This window comes from Hoeflea sp. Naph1 (assembly GCF_046837775.1).
Classification (GTDB): domain Bacteria; phylum Pseudomonadota; class Alphaproteobacteria; order Rhizobiales; family Rhizobiaceae; genus Hoeflea.
The window spans coordinates 2,656,812-2,673,061 of record NZ_CP177286.1; the positions used below are offsets into that span (position 1 = coordinate 2,656,812).

General features: G+C 60.9%; 17 protein-coding genes. 8 read left to right on the plus strand and 9 right to left on the minus strand.

Annotated features, from left to right (window positions below; all coding sequences use genetic code 11):
* Together ACK6D9_RS12690 and ACK6D9_RS12695 are read right to left on the minus strand one after the other, a co-directional pair.
* Window positions 1-465 (minus strand): isoprenylcysteine carboxylmethyltransferase family protein, encoded by a 465-nt coding sequence (locus ACK6D9_RS12690; RefSeq protein WP_322989912.1) that lies wholly within the window; start codon window positions 463-465, stop codon window positions 1-3.
* Window positions 466-524: 59 nt separating this feature from the next.
* Entirely contained in the window at window positions 525-1,508 is a 984-nt protein-coding gene (locus ACK6D9_RS12695; protein WP_412048784.1) for a DUF1624 domain-containing protein, read from the minus strand.
* A 69-nt stretch (window positions 1,509-1,577) separates the two neighbouring features.
* Between ACK6D9_RS12695 and ACK6D9_RS12700 the strand changes: the two genes are divergently transcribed.
* Window positions 1,578-2,405 (plus strand): aldo/keto reductase, encoded by an 828-nt coding sequence (locus tag ACK6D9_RS12700; protein WP_412048785.1) that lies wholly within the window; start codon window positions 1,578-1,580, stop codon window positions 2,403-2,405.
* On the opposite strand, the gene ACK6D9_RS12705 is transcribed toward ACK6D9_RS12700, so the two are convergent.
* The 3 genes from ACK6D9_RS12705 to ACK6D9_RS12715 are packed head-to-tail and all read right to left on the minus strand — an operon-like array spanning window position 2,372 to window position 4,279.
* Window positions 2,372-3,298, minus strand: a complete 927-nt coding sequence (locus tag ACK6D9_RS12705) for a DMT family transporter (RefSeq protein WP_322989909.1) — start codon at window positions 3,296-3,298, stop codon at window positions 2,372-2,374. The genes ACK6D9_RS12700 and ACK6D9_RS12705 overlap by 34 nt on opposite strands.
* Window positions 3,295-3,588 (minus strand): DUF3253 domain-containing protein, encoded by a 294-nt coding sequence (locus ACK6D9_RS12710; protein WP_412048786.1) that lies wholly within the window; start codon window positions 3,586-3,588, stop codon window positions 3,295-3,297. Before ACK6D9_RS12710 ends, ACK6D9_RS12705 begins: the two co-directional genes overlap by 4 nt.
* Window positions 3,578-4,279: a DUF599 domain-containing protein gene (locus tag ACK6D9_RS12715; protein WP_322989907.1), complete on the minus strand. Its 702-nt coding sequence runs from the start codon at window positions 4,277-4,279 to the stop codon at window positions 3,578-3,580. The genes ACK6D9_RS12710 and ACK6D9_RS12715 overlap by 11 nt, the downstream gene beginning before the upstream one ends.
* A gap of 597 nt (window positions 4,280-4,876) precedes the next feature.
* Between ACK6D9_RS12715 and ACK6D9_RS12720 the strand changes: the two genes are divergently transcribed.
* The 4 genes from ACK6D9_RS12720 to ACK6D9_RS12735 all read left to right on the plus strand — a co-directional run bounded on the left by ACK6D9_RS12720 (window position 4,877) and on the right by ACK6D9_RS12735 (window position 8,358).
* A complete protein-coding gene (locus tag ACK6D9_RS12720; protein WP_412048787.1) occupies window positions 4,877-6,277 on the plus strand; it encodes an L-serine ammonia-lyase in 1,401 nt (466 codons plus the stop codon).
* An 88-nt stretch (window positions 6,278-6,365) separates the two neighbouring features.
* Window positions 6,366-6,803: a DUF1489 family protein gene (locus tag ACK6D9_RS12725; protein ID WP_412048788.1), complete on the plus strand. Its 438-nt coding sequence runs from the start codon at window positions 6,366-6,368 to the stop codon at window positions 6,801-6,803.
* A 98-nt stretch (window positions 6,804-6,901) separates the two neighbouring features.
* A complete protein-coding gene (locus tag ACK6D9_RS12730) occupies window positions 6,902-7,666 on the plus strand; it encodes a VWA domain-containing protein (protein ID WP_412048789.1) in 765 nt (254 codons plus the stop codon).
* Entirely contained in the window at window positions 7,663-8,358 is a 696-nt protein-coding gene (locus tag ACK6D9_RS12735) for a DnaJ domain-containing protein (RefSeq protein ID WP_412048790.1), read from the plus strand. The genes ACK6D9_RS12730 and ACK6D9_RS12735 overlap by 4 nt, the downstream gene beginning before the upstream one ends.
* A gap of 82 nt (window positions 8,359-8,440) precedes the next feature.
* Here the strand turns inward: ACK6D9_RS12735 and ACK6D9_RS12740 are convergent, their stop codons facing one another.
* Window positions 8,441-9,766, minus strand: a complete 1,326-nt coding sequence (locus tag ACK6D9_RS12740; RefSeq protein WP_412051805.1) for a serine hydrolase — start codon at window positions 9,764-9,766, stop codon at window positions 8,441-8,443.
* A gap of 361 nt (window positions 9,767-10,127) precedes the next feature.
* Between ACK6D9_RS12740 and ACK6D9_RS12745 the strand changes: the two genes are divergently transcribed.
* From ACK6D9_RS12745 to clpA, 3 genes are all read left to right on the plus strand, one after another.
* Entirely contained in the window at window positions 10,128-10,457 is a 330-nt protein-coding gene (locus ACK6D9_RS12745; RefSeq protein ID WP_322990976.1) for a phasin family protein, read from the plus strand.
* Between the two features lie 224 nt (window positions 10,458-10,681).
* Window positions 10,682-11,050 carry an ATP-dependent Clp protease adapter ClpS gene (clpS, locus tag ACK6D9_RS12750; RefSeq protein WP_322990977.1) on the plus strand — a complete coding sequence of 123 codons (369 nt, stop codon included), beginning with the start codon at window positions 10,682-10,684 and terminating at the stop codon, window positions 11,048-11,050.
* A gap of 10 nt (window positions 11,051-11,060) precedes the next feature.
* Window positions 11,061-13,610 carry an ATP-dependent Clp protease ATP-binding subunit ClpA gene (gene clpA / locus ACK6D9_RS12755; RefSeq protein ID WP_412048791.1) on the plus strand — a complete coding sequence of 850 codons (2,550 nt, stop codon included), beginning with the start codon at window positions 11,061-11,063 and terminating at the stop codon, window positions 13,608-13,610.
* Window positions 13,611-13,857: 247 nt separating this feature from the next.
* Here the strand turns inward: clpA and ACK6D9_RS12760 are convergent, their stop codons facing one another.
* The 3 genes from ACK6D9_RS12760 to ACK6D9_RS12770 form a co-directional block, all read right to left on the minus strand.
* Complete coding sequence (locus ACK6D9_RS12760) at window positions 13,858-14,403, minus strand: hypothetical protein (protein ID WP_412048792.1); 546 nt, start codon at window positions 14,401-14,403, stop codon at window positions 13,858-13,860.
* A 95-nt stretch (window positions 14,404-14,498) separates the two neighbouring features.
* A complete protein-coding gene (locus ACK6D9_RS12765; protein WP_412048793.1) occupies window positions 14,499-14,927 on the minus strand; it encodes an HIT family protein in 429 nt (142 codons plus the stop codon).
* Window positions 14,928-15,076: 149 nt separating this feature from the next.
* Window positions 15,077-16,249: a GNAT family N-acetyltransferase gene (locus ACK6D9_RS12770; protein ID WP_412051806.1), complete on the minus strand. Its 1,173-nt coding sequence runs from the start codon at window positions 16,247-16,249 to the stop codon at window positions 15,077-15,079.
* Between the last annotated feature and the right edge of the window lies 1 nt (window position 16,250).

Sequence of the window (16,250 nt, forward strand, 5' to 3'; positions counted from 1 at the left end):
TCAGATCCAGCGGCGGACCTTGCGGCAATAGGTTTCATACTGGTAGCCGAACAGCGCGATCAGGTGGTTTTCCTCGCGCCGCACTGCCAGCACATGCGTGAGCACGCCATCGAGCGGCGCCAGCAGCAAAAGCCAGCCGTTCAATGAAAACAGCCCCAGACCGGCCATCAGCAGCATGTTGGCGACATAGATCGGGTTGCGGCTGTAGCGGAACGGGCCCTGGGTGACGAGATGCGTCGAACCGCGGTTGGGCAGGATTGTGGTGTGGGCGTCGTTGAGCGTTTTCATCGCCCACAGGTCGACCCCCAGCCCCAGTGCCACCAGCATTGCGCCGAGCACGCGCGCGCCGGCAAATTCCAGCGGTACCGGCACCAGCATGCCGAGCGCGATGGCAACGAGCGTCAGGCTTACAATCAGGATCGGTGGCCAGGGGATCAGGTTCGGTCGTGCCCGGTAGGCGTTCATGGTGTCCTTTCCTGGTCGACTATCAGGCCAGCGTTCGTTTTCGTTGCAAATCTCGGTTCTCATGGCAGCGCCTTTGCCGTGCATTGCTCGGCAATGACGTTGACCCGGCTGTCGGAGTCCGCGGTGATCGTGCCAGCCACAAACCCGTTGAACAAACCCTTGGAAAGCAGTTCATCGGTCACGCAGCCGCAGAATTTGGTACAAAACTCCGCGTCGTTGTCGCGCATGCAGTTCGCTTCGCATTCCGAAACGAAGCGGGGCAGCGGATCGGGCGCCTGAGCCGGTGCGACCTGCGCGAAACTCCATAGCAGAGCCAGCAGCACCGGTTGATGCAACAGATAAAAGGCCAGACTGTGACGGCTGCACAGCCGCAACACCCGTGTCAGCAAGTTATCCCCAGCCCTGTATTCAGCAAGCCGTGCCGCCAGCCCGTAGCGGAGCGCCAGTTGCGCGCAGCCCAGCCCGATCAGGAAAGGCCCGAGCCAAGGCAGCAGCGGGACATAGTCGTTTGCCCGCGGTGGAACTGTCGACAGCCCGACCCAGTAGAGCCAGATCGTGTTGAACACCTCGTTGCCATAAAACCGCGGCAGCACCAGGCAGGCCACGCCCGCCAGCAGCGCCACCAGCCCCGGCAGCCGCAGAAACAAGAGCCCGATCACGCTTGCTGCGGCGATCGCATGCAGGATGCCGAAAAAGATGAAGGCGTCGGGCGTGGCGAATATCGTGGCGATGGTGATCAGCGCCGCCGCCGCGACAATGGTGACAAGCCGCTTGATGTAGGCTCTCGGCTTGAGCCCTGCGGCATGCGCCAGCGCCAGACTGACACCAGCCACAAACAGAAACGACGCCGCGATCGAGCGGGCATAGATTTTCAGCCAGCCATGGTTGGCCGTGCCGGGATCGAGGTAGCCGAACAGTTCCAGATCCCAGGCAAAATGGTAGGAAGCCATGGCAAACAGCGCCAGCCCTCTGAACAGATCGAGCCCGTCGACGCGGAATCTCGGTTTGCCTGCGGGCAGGGCCTTGTCAGTGCTGTCTGTCAAGCTAGGGTCTCCCGGTGCGGAAGGCGCTGATGCCGACTCGCGCCAAGAGATTAGCAAAAGGAGGCCACGATGCATCTGGTAAAGGCGGGCGGCGCGGAATTTCCCGCCATCGGGCTTGGCACCTATACGCTCAAGGGCGATCAGTGCCGCGATCTTGTGGCCCATGCGCTCGACGTCGGCTATCGGCATATCGATACCGCCGCCCTGTATGACAATGAAGCCGCCGTCGGCGAGGGGCTGCGGGCGTCGGCAACGCCGCGTGACGATATTTTTCTGACCACCAAGGTCTGGTACACCGAGATTGGCGCCCGCGCGCTCGAAGCTTCCGCAGAGGCCAGCCTCAAGCGCCTGGGGCTCGATCATGTCGATCTTCTGTTGATCCACTGGCCCAACCCGGAGGTTCCGCTGGCCGAGTCAATCGGCGCACTCAACCGGGTGCGCGAACGCGGTCTCACACGCCATATCGGGGTGTCCAACTTCACCCGGCCGCTGCTTGAACAGGCGGTGGCACTGTCGGCGGCACCGCTGGTCTGCAATCAGGCCGAATATCACCCCCAACTAAATCAAAGCGCGCTTCTGGCCACCATGCGCAAACACGACATAGCGTTCGTGTCGCATAGTCCTCTCGGCCGCGGCGAGACGCTGTCTTCGCCGGCAATCACCGATGCAGCCCGCACCCACGGCAAGACGCCCGGTCAGATCATCCTGCGCTGGCACATTCAACAGCCCGGCGTGGCCGCCATCCCGCGAACCGCCAATCCGGCGCGGCTGTCCGAAAACATCGTTCTGTTCGATTTTGCGCTTTCCGACGCCGAAATGGCGGCGATCTCGGCGCTGGGTTCAGCCGGCCGCCGGTTTTGCGACTATGCTTTCGCTCCGGAATGGGACCGCAACTGAGCGGTGCCGCCCCTGGCCACCAAGAGGCCGCTGAGCACGAGGCAGACCGCAATCACAAGGCTGAGTGAAAGCTTCTCGCCAAGGATGATCACCCCCAGAGCCACGCCGAACACCGGCACGAAATTGATCGACAGCGAAAACCGCGAATAACCGATAGCCCGGATCAGATGAAACCGCAGGATATAGGCGATGCCGGTGGGAAAAATGCCGAGGAACAGCAAAGCCGCGATGGATTCGGAACTCAGATCCGTCGGCGGCGCGCCTTCCGCCATCAAGGCGATCGGGATCAGCATCATGGTCCCCAGACCGAGCGCCAGGCAGGCCAGCCTGACCGGCGGCATGTCGATTTTCCGGATCAGCAGGCCGGCCACAACATAACAAAGTGATCCGCCGAGCGCTGCCAGCTTGGCCTGCAGCGAACCGTCGCCGAGCCCGGCCACCGCACTCGGGCCGACCAGCACCAGGATCCCGGCAAAGCCGAGGATGACTGACACCAGCTTGCGCCCGGTCATGCGGTCGTCATCGGTGAGAAAATGGCTGCCCAGCAATGCCAGAAATGGCCCGGTGCCCATCAACAGCGCCAGTACCCCGGCATCGGTCGATTTGCCGGCCCAGGCAATCAGGAAGAACGGCACCACCATGTTCAGCACCGCCATGCCTGTGATCAACGCCCATTGGTTGGCAGATTTCGGAAACATCAACCCGCGCCAGATCGCATAGGGCGCCAGCACCGCAAACCCGAGGCTGACCCGGATAGCCGCCAGCCACAGCGGCCCGGTTTCCGGCACGGCAATGCGGATCGCTACAAACGCCGAGCCCCAGATCAGCGCGGTAAAAATCATCAGCCCGAGATCGGTGCGCGTCGGCGTGCGCAGCGCCTGTGCCGAGCTCATGGTGCTGGCGGGGTGCTCTTTTGGGGCAGAGCAAGCCGGTAGACGCCGCGAAAATTGTCGGGATCCGTGGGCTTGCCCTTGCGCAGGATCTCGATCTCTCCGGCCTTGGCCATCTCCACCGACACGGCCCGCAGCGGCTTCATCAACCGGCTCCACTGCTTTTCGTCGCTGCCGGCAAGCGCGCGGGCGGCATCCGAGGGGCTGATGCTCTTGCCCGGCGCCAGTTTGCCAAGCAGGGCGAGAATGGCGGCACGCAACGCGTCCGGCCGGTGTGAAGGATCAGATGTCACGATCGATGGTCTCCTCAAGCACGGCGCTGCGTGCGGCGGAAAAGAATTGTCGTCTCAGCAGCACCAGAATGACCAGCGTGGTCGTGCCCAGAAACATCCACGGCCCCGCAAACCAGCCCAGATAGCCCATCGACATGAATGTCGCCCTGAGCCCGCCGTTGAAATGCCGTCCGGCCAGAGTGTTGACGATTGCTGCGCGGTCTGCCGCGGCATTGAGCGCCGTGTGGTCGTCGGCCAGTTCGTCCTTCATCGGAATCGCGCCGAACAGGATCGAGGTGTAGTTGAACAGCCGGTACGACCATCCATATTTGAAAAACGCATAGGCGAAGATCGCGATCAGCCCGAACACCTTGATCTCGAAGGCGCCACGGTCGGCCACAAGCGGTATCGGCAGTTCGTCGGCCACCTCGAGAACCTGCTCGGTGGCGCCCAGCAGCGCGAAGCAGCCACCAATGGCGAAAATCGTCGTCGAGGCAAAAAACGCGGTGCCGTTCTGCAGTCCGGCCAGGATCGCGGTGTCGATCATGCGAAGGTCGCGATGCGCCGCAGTCCGCATCCACGTCTTGCGGTGCTGGTTCATGGCTCTGGTCAGGCTCACGCGTTTGACCGCGAAGCGGCCGTCGGTCAGCGCTGCGTAGGCCGTCCAGGCCACGGCAAACCATGCAAGCGCGAGATAATCATAGTCTGTCATGGCTTGCTTTTGACATGTCGGCGGGGGCTTGGCAAAGGGGGATTGGTAAACGCTGGGATTAACCATGCGTTTACCTTTGTGGTTAACTGTGTGTCCCGGATCGGGACAGATTCGCAAGGTTATCCGGCAAGTCCTTGATTTGTCGTCAAGCCATGTGCAGACCGGGTGGCTGCTATGAAATCTTGGCCTTGGAATCGCCTTTTTTGCAGTTGCGAAAAGATGACTGAAACGTTAAACACCCGGCTCTGCGCTGAGCGAATCCTAACGGATGTCGCGGCTGGAATTAAAGAGCTCAACCGGAGTCACCATGGAAGAGATCGCACATAAATCCTGCTGGGGCATCACCGCCCGCGCAGTGATCGGGTTTTCAGGAATTCTCGCACTGGCCTACCTTTTCGGCGGCATCTGAGCGACAGGTTGTACAGACAAGGCAGCGCATGACCCCAAGGGTGTCAGCGCTGCTTTTTCTTTGCCTTCAGGAAATTTTTGACCGGTTGGACAAAGTGTCGCCAGAACGGCATTTGCTGTCGGCGTGATTGACGCGCGAGCGCGCGGTGCTCATGTAGAGTGAATGTTCAGCGGGGAGGCTACCATCCGATGTTTCTGTCAGTTTTCGATGTTTTCAAGATCGGTGTCGGACCTTCGAGTTCGCACACGATGGGGCCTATGTCGGCGGCCGTGCGCTTCCTCGATGAATTGGCTGGTAACGACTGGCCCCGGCCGGCGGGCGCCCAGGTTAAGGCAATCACCGCAAGCCTGCATGGCTCGCTGGCTTTCACCGGCATTGGCCACGGCACCGGCCGGGCGGTGGTGCTGGGACTGACCGGACAATTGCCGGAGACGGTCAATCCCGACGAGATGGACGCCATCATTGCCGAGGTCGAGCGCACGCGGAAAATTTCGCCACCCGGCCACCCCCAATACCAGTTCGATCCCAAGACAGACCTCGTGTTCGACAAGACCAAACCCTTGCCCGGCCACGCCAACGGCATGGCCTTCAACGCCTTTGACCGTGATGGCGCGATGCTGCTCAGACGGATCTATTATTCGGTCGGTGGTGGCTTTGTGGTGACCGATACCGAACTTGAAGCACTCAAGGCCACCAAGAAGGCAGCGGTCGACAAGAGCGTGCCCCATCCCTTCGCCAACGCCAAGCAGATGCTGGAAATGGCGGCGCGCTCCGGCCTGTCGATCGCCCAGATGAAACGCGCCAATGAAGAAAGCCACATGTCGCGCGAAGAGCTCGACGCCGGGCTCGACCGACTGTGGGGCGCGATGAGCGGCTGCATCGACCGTGGCCTGGCCGGCGAGGGCATCATGCCGGGCGGTTTGAAAGTGCGCCGCCGCGCGCGGGTGCTGTTTGACAAGCTCCAGGAGGAATGGCGCCAGAACCGCCGCAATCCCTTGCTCGCCAATGACTGGCTCAGTGTCTACGCCATGGCCGTCAACGAGGAGAATGCCGTGGGCGGTCGGGTGGTCACGGCACCCACTAATGGCGCTGCCGGCGTGATTCCGGCCACCATTCGCTACATGCTGCAGTTTCACGACGGCGCCGACCAGACCGCGGTGCGCGATTACCTGCTGACCGCCGCGGCCATCGGCGGCATCATCAAGAGCAACGCCTCGATTTCCGGCGCCGAAGTCGGCTGCCAGGGCGAGGTCGGCTCGGCTGCGGCGATGTCGGCCGCCGGTCTCGCGGCCGTCATGGGCGGCACGCCGGAGCAGATCGAAAACGCAGCTGAAATCGCGCTCGAGCATCATCTCGGCATGACCTGCGATCCGGTCGGTGGACTGGTTCAGGTGCCCTGCATCGAGCGCAATGCGCTGGGTGCGGTCAAGGCTGTTACCGCAGCCTCTCTGGCAATGAAGGGCGATGGTCAGCATTTCGTGCCGCTCGACGCCTGTATCGAGACCATGCGCCAGACCGGTCTCGACATGAACGAGCGCTACAAGGAGACCTCCACCGGCGGTCTCGCGGTCAATGTGGTCGAGTGCTGAGGGAAACGCGCACCGAGCCTGTGGACGGGAACCGCTTTGAGACGCTTGCGGCTTGACCCCGGCTGCGCCGGGGCCGAAATATGAGCGCATGGCTCTTCATTTGCTCAAATTATGTGTCGGCGCTGAAAGTGTTGACGACCTCAGAACCTGGATCGCTCAGCGTCTGGCTGCGCAAAAGGCGGCAGGCAAGCCACCGGAGCAGTATCATACCACCCGAATGGCCCCCAAACGGGCTGAGGAACTGCTCGATGGCGGTTCCTTGTATTGGGTGATCAAGGGCAATATCCAGGTACGCCAGCGGTTGCTCGATATCCGCCGGTTTGTTGACGGCGAAAGCATTTCGCGCTGCAATCTGATCCTTGAACCAGTGCTGCACGAGACTGTATGGGCGCCCCGGCGGCCGTTCCAGGGCTGGCGTTACCTTGTCCCCGAAGATGCGCCCAGGGATTTCGGTACGCTGGACGCGGACGGCGACGACCTGCCGCCCGAAATGCGGCGCGAACTGGCCGGGCTCGGTCTGCTGTAGCGGAGCGGATAGCCGGGCCGCTCCCAGACCCTTGTGTTTGTTGCGTAAAGCGCCACATTGGTAAAACATTATCTGCATAGCAACAGAAACAAGAGGCCATGGCGAAAGACAATACCGGATCAGACAAGGCAGTCTCTGCGCCGAAGACCGGCATGCCCGACACCGCGCCGGCTTCGTCGAAATCGGAGATCGCCAAGTTTCTCTCCGCGGCCAGGGCCATGGTGCCCGGTGCCGGCGGAACCGGTCGGTTGGCCTTTGCGCTCGATGCGACGATGAGCCGGCAACCGACCTGGGACAAGGCCTGCAGCTTCCAGGCCGAGATGTTCGACGCGGTCTCCAAAACCGGCGGTCTTTCCGTGCAGCTCGTCTATTTTCGCGGTCTTGGCGAATGTCGTGCCTCGCGCTGGGTTACTGACACCAGGCAACTGGCTGATCTGATGAGCCGGATCGATTGCCGTGGTGGCCAGACCCAGATCGGCCGGGTTCTGCGCCATGTCGCCGACGAAGCGCGTGTCAAACCGGTCAATGCTCTGGTCTATATCGGTGACGCGATGGAGGAGAATATCGATCATCTCGCCACGCTGGCCGGCGAACTGGCGCTGCGCAAGGTGCCGTGCTTCATGTTTCATGAAGGCAATGATCCGGCTGCTGCGACAGGCTTCAAGGAAATTGCGAGGGTCACCAACGGCGCCTATGCGCGGTTTGATCAGAACGCCGCCGCCGAACTGGCGGCATTGCTGCGCGCTGTGGCCGCCTATGCCACTGGCGGACATCAGGCACTGGAAAAATCAGGGGGCTCGGCAGCGCGGTTGTTGCTTGAGCAGATGCGGCCCGCCAAGGACCAGGGTGGGCGTGGCAAATGAGTCCGATTGCGGTTTTGTTCGGCGGGGCGCTGATCCTCGTCGCGGTGACTGGCGCTCTGCTGAGCGTCAACCCGGCGGCGCTGGCGCGGATCTTGCGCTATGCCCTGCCGGTGGCCCTTGCGGGCTTCGGCGTCACCATGACGCTGATTGGTCGCGGTGGTCTGGGAATTCCGCTGATTGCCTTTTCGCTGGCAATGTTTGCCCGTGCCCGCGGCGCGTCGCGCGCCACCCGCCAACCCGGCGGCCAATCCTATGTCCGTTCAGCCGCGCTCGAGATGGAACTCGATCTCGATACCGGCGAGATGAACGGCCTGGTGCTTGCCGGCAGCTTTGAGGGGCAGGAACTCGACGCGTTAGACGAATCCGACCTCATGCTGTTGCATGGTGAGTTGGTAGGTGACCCCGAAAGCCTGGGTCTACTCGAAGCGTATCTTGACCGCCGAACGCCCGACTGGCGTGCCGGCCCGGACATGGATGAAGGCGCGGGGCTGGGCGCTGCGCCAGGCCCGGGCGCCATGACACAGAAGGAGGCCTACGAGATCCTTGGTCTTGCTCCGGGGGCGGACGAAGCCGAGATCCGCGAGGCGCATCGCCGCCTCATGAAGCGGATGCATCCCGATGCGGGCGGCTCCACGTTTCTTGCGGGCCGGATTAATGAGGCCAAAGCTGTTCTCTTGAGTCGACATGACTGATTTCCCCGAATACGCAGTACAAAAACGTGGATAGTCCCGGATGGTGAATGTCCGGCCGCAGCGCTAAACAAGCGCTACGGTATCAGTTGGCGGTTGCCCAGCAGGCAAACCCCTTTTTCTCCAATGCCTTGCAGGCTCTGGTGGCGGCGCTCTGGCCGTCGAATCCGCCAAACCTGGCGCGGTACAGTTGTTCGTTGTTCTTGGCGAATGCCATGGTGAAAGGTTCGGTGCCCGACAAGGCCTTGCCGCCTGCGCCCTGAGCCCGTGTCAACAGTTCGATCGCGGCATCGCGGTCCGGCGTGGCGCCGATCTGGATCATCCAACCGTCCATCGCTTTGGTTGATGCGGTTGTCACCGGGTCAACCGTCTGGCTGTCGGCGGCGGATGCCGTCTGCGGGATGGTAGCCGGCGGGATGACGGCCGGCGCCGGTGTCGGAATTGCGACCTTCTGGGCAGACAGTGATTCGATCAGTGCCGCGCGGCCGACGACCGGCGACGGGCTCGGTGCAGCATAGGCCAGTGCCAGACGCTGGCTGGCGTTATGACGGGCAGGCGGCACTGGTCCAACCTTCGGAAGATCGAGTTCAGCCACTGTTACTGCGGTTACCGACGCCGCGCCGCGGGCGACAAGGTTGCCCTTGCCGCGCGTCGAAGCCTTGGGCAGGTAACGTGCAATCAGGTCTTTCATCTGCGCGTTGCGGCTGGCGCCGGTGCGCCCGCCCATGACCACTGCGACGATCGAGCGGTCGCGGTCCACCACCGATGTCACCAGGTTGAAACCCGATGCACGGGTGTAGCCGGTCTTGATGCCATCAACACCGCGGACAACGCCCAGCAACCGGTTGTGGTTGGAGTACCGTGTCTTGCCGAACTTGAATGACCGGGTCGAGAAGTATTTATACTGGCGCGGAAAATGCTCGCGCAGTGCGATCCCCAGCGTTGCCATGTCGCGAGCGGTCGTCACCTGTTTCGAATTGGGAAGCCCATGGGCGTTGCGAAAGGTGGTGCGGCTCATGCCGAGCGCGTGCGCCTTGGCTGTCATCATCTGCGCGAATTTGGATTCCGATCCGCCCAGATGTTCGGCCATCGCGGTCGCTGCGTCATTGGCGGATTTGGTCACAAGCGAATAGATTACCTGTTCGACGGTAATCGACTTGCCGGCGCCGACACCGATCTTGGTCGGCGGTTCCTTGGCGGCGTTGGCCGAGAACGTGACCCGCGAATTGAGCTTGATCTTGCCCTGACTGAGTGCCTCAAATGTCATGTACAAGGTCATCATCTTGGTCAGCGACGCGGGATAGCGCGGCTCGTCGGCATCATTGGAATAGAGCGTTTTGCCCGTTTTGGCATCAACCACAATACCCGCATATTTGGAATTGGCGGACGATGGCGTGACGACCATGGCCATCGCCAGCCCGGCAACAACCGCGAGCTTGAGGGCGAGGCCGGGGAGGGCGAAAAGCTGGGCGATCAGTTTGAATTTACGCTGGTACACGATAACTCGCTCTTGAACAGGCTGGTGGGAGGGGTTTCTGACTGACGCCCTCCTTGATCAGTCATTACGACCGATCTTAGACATTCGTCCTTACCAATCCGTTTATGATGAATAGTTCGTTTCCGGAATTGCGTCCGAAACTGGAACGGAGCCGCCCGCGGTCGAGCAAACCCTGGCTTTGTCGCGATTGGTGCGCTGCACAATATTCTTGACAATCTTGTGCGGTGCACCTAAATAGAGGTCATATTCTTCCCTAACGACAGGAGCCGTCCCCATGATCAACTTTGACAGCACATCCAAGATGAATAAAGAAGCAATGGACAGCATGCTGACCACCGTTTCGGCAATGACCAAGGGTTTCCAGCAGATCGCTGCTGAAGCAACCGAATATTCCAAGAAGTCCTATGAAGACAGCTCCGCCGCTGTCGAAAAGCTGGTTTCGGCCAAGAGCCTCGACAAGGCGATCGAAATTCAGACCGACTTCGCCAAGAATGCATACGAGACGTTTGTTGCCCAGGCTACCAAGATGAGCGAACTCTATGCTGATCTGGCCAAGGACGCTTACAAGCCGTTCGAAGCCGCTGCCGCTAAGGCAACTGCTTAATCTCAATTGGCCTCCCGCCGGTCACGGCGGTTGCGCAAATTGACGCGGATTGAAAAAAAACCCGGGCGCATTTTTATGCGGTCGGGTTTTTTGTGTTTGGCCCTCAGGCGGGAAATCTCTTTCTTCACAAGCCAAGGGGGCTTAAAATCGCCGCAGGAAAGACTAAGTTAGGGCAACAGTACGGTGCTTCGCACGAGCGCGGCGCCGGTTGCAAATGACAGGAAATGGCCAGAGTGAACGACAGCTTGAACCGGATACGCTTGCAGGCGGACAAAAAAACCGGAAACGGAGGCCCAGACAGAGGGACTTCCGTGATCACCCGAACCAAACCACAGGTGAAGAAGCCGTCTCTTTACCGGGTACTGCTGCTTAATGACGACTACACCCCGATGGAGTTCGTGATTCATGTGCTTGAAAGATTTTTCCAGAAAGACCGCGATCAGGCGACGCGGATCATGCTGCATGTCCACAATCACGGGGTCGGCGAGTGCGGGGTATTCACCTATGAGGTGGCTGAAACCAAAGTGACGCAGGTCATGGATTTCGCCCGCATGAATAATCATCCGCTGCAATGCGTGATGGAAAAGAAATGAGGATCTGAACTTGCCCAGCTTTTCAAACAGTCTCGAAAAGGCGATCCATCAGGCGCTGACCTATGCCAACGAGCGGCATCATGAATATGCCACGCTCGAGCACCTGCTGCTGGCGCTGATCGAAGATCCCGACGCGGCCGCGGTCATGGGGGCCTGTAATGTTGACCTTGACCAGTTGCGCCGTACGGTTGGCGACTACGTCGACAAGGAACTCAGCAATCTGGTCACCGGTTACGACGAGGATTCCAAACCCACGTCCGGCTTTCAGCGCGTCATCCAGCGTGCGGTTATCCATGTCCAGTCATCGGGCCGTGAGGAAGTCACCGGGGCCAATGTGCTGGTGGCGATCTTTGCCGAACGCGAAAGCCACGCGGCCTATTTCCTGCAAGAACAGGAAATGACCCGGTATGATGCCGTCAATTTCATCTCCCATGGCATTGCCAAGCGCCCGGGGTCGGCCGAAGCTCGACCGATCCGTGGTGTCGAGGAGCCGGAGCCCGATTCCGCCAAGCCTGAGGTGTCGGGCGAGGAAGGACCCAAGAAGAAGGGTCAGGATGCGCTGACCGCCTATTGCGTCAATCTCAACGAGAAGGCCAAGACCGGTCGCATCGATCCGCTGATCGGGCGCACCGAGGAGGTCAACCGCACCATCCAGATCCTCTGCCGCCGCTCCAAGAACAATCCGCTTTATGTGGGTGATCCCGGCGTCGGCAAGACCGCCATCGCCGAAGGCCTTGCCAAGCGCATCGTCGAGGGCGATGTCCCCGACGTGCTTGCCAATGCTGTCATCTATTCGCTCGACATGGGCACGCTGCTGGCCGGCACCCGCTATCGCGGCGATTTCGAGGAACGCCTCAAGCAGGTGGTCAAGGAACTTGAGGATCTGCCCGACGCGGTGCTGTTCATCGACGAGATCCACACCGTGATCGGCGCCGGTGCCACATCCGGCGGCGCCATGGACGCATCCAACCTGCTAAAGCCGGCGCTGTCGTCGGGGGCGATCCGCTGTATCGGTTCGACCACCTACAAGGAATACCGTCAGTTCTTCGAGAAGGACCGGGCGCTGGTTCGCCGTTTCCAGAAGATCGACGTCCACGAGCCGACGATCCCCGACACCATCGAGATCCTCAAGGGGCTGAAACCTTATTTCGAGGAATATCATAAGGTTGCCTATACCGACGAGGCGATCAAGGCTGCAGTGGAGCTTTCGGCCCGCTACATCACCGACCGCAAGCTGCCTGACAAGGCGATCGATGTGATCGACGAAACCGGCGCCGCGCAGATGTTGCTGCCTGAAAAGAGCCGCAAGAAAACGCTGACCGACGCCGAGATCGAACACACTATCGCCACCATGGCCCGGATTCCGGCCAAGACCGTGTCGAAGGACGACGAGACCGTTCTCGCCAATCTCGACAAGGAATTGCGCTCCGTGGTCTATGGCCAGGACGCCGCAATCGAGGCGCTGACGGCGGCGATCCGGCTGGCGCGTGCAGGCTTGCGCGAGCCCGACAAGCCGATCGGTTCCTACCTGTTCTCCGGTCCCACCGGCGTCGGCAAGACCGAAGTTGCCAAACAGTTGGCCGCCTCCCTTGGCGTCGAACTGTTGCGCTTCGACATGTCCGAATACATGGAACGCCACACCGTTTCGCGGTTGATTGGTGCGCCTCCGGGCTATGTCGGCTTCGATCAGGGCGGACTTCTGACCGATGGCGTCGACCAGCATCCATATTGCGTGCTGCTTCTTGACGAGATCGAAAAAGCTCATCCCGACCTGTTCAACATCCTGTTGCAGGTGATGGATCACGGCTCGCTCACCGATCACAATGGCAAGAAGATCGATTTCCGCAACGTCATTCTGATCATGACCACAAATGCGGGCGCCTCCGACGCTGCCAAGGCTGCAATCGGCTTTGGTTCTTCCAAGCGCGAGGGCGACGATATGGAGGCGATCAACCGGCTGTTCACGCCGGAGTTCCGCAACCGCCTCGACTCGATCATCGCCTTTGGCCCGCTGCCTGTGAAGGTGGTGCACATGGTGGTGCAGAAATTCGTCATGCAGCTTGAAGCCCAATTGGCCGAACGCAATGTCACCTTTGACCTGGGCGAGGACGCCATCGGCTGGCTCGCCGAGAAGGGCTATGATGAGCGCATGGGCGCGCGGCCGTTGGGCCGGGTGATCCAGGAGAACATCAAGAAGGAGCTCGCCAACGAGCTTCTGTTCGGCAAGCTCAAGCATGGCGGCACGGTCAAGGTCACCGTTGGCGAGAAGGCCGATGGCAGCAACGGACTGATCCTCGATGCGATCCCGGCTGAAGTCCCGGTCAAGCCGAAGAAGGAAAAGGTTCCTGCCAAGAAGCGTGCGCCAGCCAAGGTCAAAGCGAAGACCACGCCTGCAAAAACCGCACCCAAGCCACGCGGCGGCGCGGGCGGCAAGGGCGGTGCCAAGCCATCGCCGGAGCCCGAAGCACCGAAGGCGGCAAAGGGCGGCGCCGCGGTAGCGGAAAAACCGGCGCCGAAAAGGGCATCTTCCGCTGTGCCGAAGGTGCCACGCAAGAAGTAAGCTGGGCCACAACGCGCGCCATCACCAAAACACCCCGGTCAAGGCCGGGGTGCTTTTGATTCGACACATTGCCAAAATCTGGTTTTTCAGATGGCGCAGAGATCATGACGGTGGCAGCGCCCGGTACTGCCGATCTGTCGACATGTCTCGGACCCGGGCCATGGCCACTGCGAAGGGTTGCGTCGCTCGCTGATTGGCGGCCAATCTGTGTCCGGATGAGCGAGACAACAATGCGTCGTTTCAGACGTTATTTATCGAACCGCTGCGCCACCCAGGAATAGCTGTCGGTGACGAAATGCACCGGCTCTGCGATCAGTGATTTCACCCGTGCCGTTTCTGGCAGTACATTCTGAACCCGCTGTAACACCCGTGCGATGAGGCCGGGATGTGGTTCTGCCGGAGCAAGGTTGGCCTCAGTCGCATCACCAGAGGCATTAGGCCCGGTTGCGGGTTCCGTCATGGCGATCACCGGTGCTGGCACATCGGCCGGCGGCAAAGGAATGCCGTTTATGGTGGCAACGGGCTCGATGGCAGGTTCGCCACCCTCGTCAGCGGCGAGTTCGGCAAGGCCGGTGTCGTCTGCGGACTGGCAGACCGCAACCACCACCGGGTAATCGATATTGGAATAATCCTTGAGCCGGTTTCCGGCTTCCGCATCACAGGTCTGGATGGTGGCCCAACGCTGATCCAGCATCTCGACATAGTGGCACTGGGTGGCGGTGTCGTCACAGCCGAGGATGGTCATGAGGATCAGGGCGGTCTGCATATCGGCCTCGCATAGGTTTGGTTCCACTGCTCATGACCCGACAATGCTGCAAAACCAAGGCAGTGTAGTGGGCGGGGATATTGCCAGCGCCGCCCGCGCGCCTCATTTCCCGGTGCCTGGGGTCAGCCGAGTGCTGCGCGGATCTTGTCGGCTTTGGCCTTGAGCACGGCCATGTCTTCCATCGTCCCGGTATGCGGCTTCAGCGCCACGCCCTCGAACCGCGGGATGACATGCACATGTAAATGAAACACCACCTGTCCGCCGGCGCTCTCGTTGAACTGCTGGATGGTCACGCCATCGGCGGAGAATGCCTTCATCACCGCCCGCGCCATCTTTTGCGTGGTTTCCATCACTTTGGCTAGGCTGTCGGGTTCGACATCGAAGATATTGCGGGCAGCGGCTTTCGGGATCACCAGGCAATGGCCTTCGCCACGCGGCATGATGTCCATGATCGCCAGCGTGTGGGCGTCCTCGTAAAGCCGCTCGGAGGGAATCTCGCCACGCAGGATTTTCGCAAAAACGTTGGCGTTGTCATAGCTGGGGGCGGTCATCGGCTTGGCCTCTGTTTGATGGTCTGATGTTCTTGTTTGTACCCTGCCGGTATCAACGGTCAAGCCGCAGCCCGGAGCGCGAACGCTGGCTGTCGGCGGCCTTGGCGGGCGCAAACGGGTTGAGTGTTGTTCCTGGAAGGATCGCGGCTCTATTCGCCTTCTGAGCCTGTCTCAGGGCCGCCTTTGCGGAATGGGCCATGCTCGGTCAGCAGGGCACCGATATGGGCCACGTCCTCGCGTTCGCGCGCCAGATAGTCGGCCACGGCGCGCCTGAGCCCTGGATGGTCGATATAATGGGCGGAATGGGTGGTGGCCGGCAGATAACCGCGCGCCAGCTTGTGCTCGCCCTGGGCGCCGGCCTCGACCCGCTTCAGGCCCTTGGCGATGGCGAAATCGATCGCCTGATGGTAGCACACCTCGAAATGCAGGAACGGGTGATCCTCGACGCAGCCCCAGTGCCGGCCATAGAGACAATCGCCACCGATGAAGTTGATCGCCCCGGCGATATAGCGACCTTCACGCTTGGCCATTATCAGCAGCACATCTTCGGCCATGCGCTCGCCGATCAGCGAGAAGAACGGCCGGGTCAGATAAGGCCGCCCCCATTTGCGGTTGCCGGTGTCGATGTAGAATTCATAAAAGATATCCCACACGCTTTCGCTCAGATCGGCGCCACTGAGCCACTCGATCTCGATGCCGCCCTCAAGCGCGCTGCGGCGTTCCTTCTTCAACTGCTTGCGTTTGCGAGAGGCCAGCGTGGCGAGAAAATCATCGTAATTGCCATAGCCGTCATTGTGAAAATGAAACTGCTGGTCGGTGCGGTGCAGGTAGCCCTCGGCCTCGAAAGCCGCCAGTTCCGCCTCCGGCACGAAGGTCGCATGCGCCGACGACAACCCCAGTTGGGTGCACAGGGATCGCCCGCCCGCAGCAAGAGCCCGGCGCCCGGCTTCCGCACCCGGGCCCGGCCTCACCAGCAGCCGCGGCCCGGTCGCCGGCGTAAACGGTGCCGCGTATTGCAGCTTCGGATAATAGTGTCCGCCAGCGCGCTGAAAGGCGTCGGCCCAGGCATGGTCGAACACGTATTCGCCCATTGAATGGCTCTTGATATAGGCTGGCATCGCCCCCTGCAGATCCCCTTCGGGGTCGCGCAGCACAATGTGCCGGGGCAGCCAACCGGTCTCTGCCGACACCGAACCTGATTCTTCAAGTGAAGATAAAAAAGCGTGACTTACAAATGGGTTATAGGAAATTCCGGATTCAACTTCAGAACCTCTTGATGCGCCACCCAAGCGGCTCCACTCATCGGCGGTGACCGCATGCATG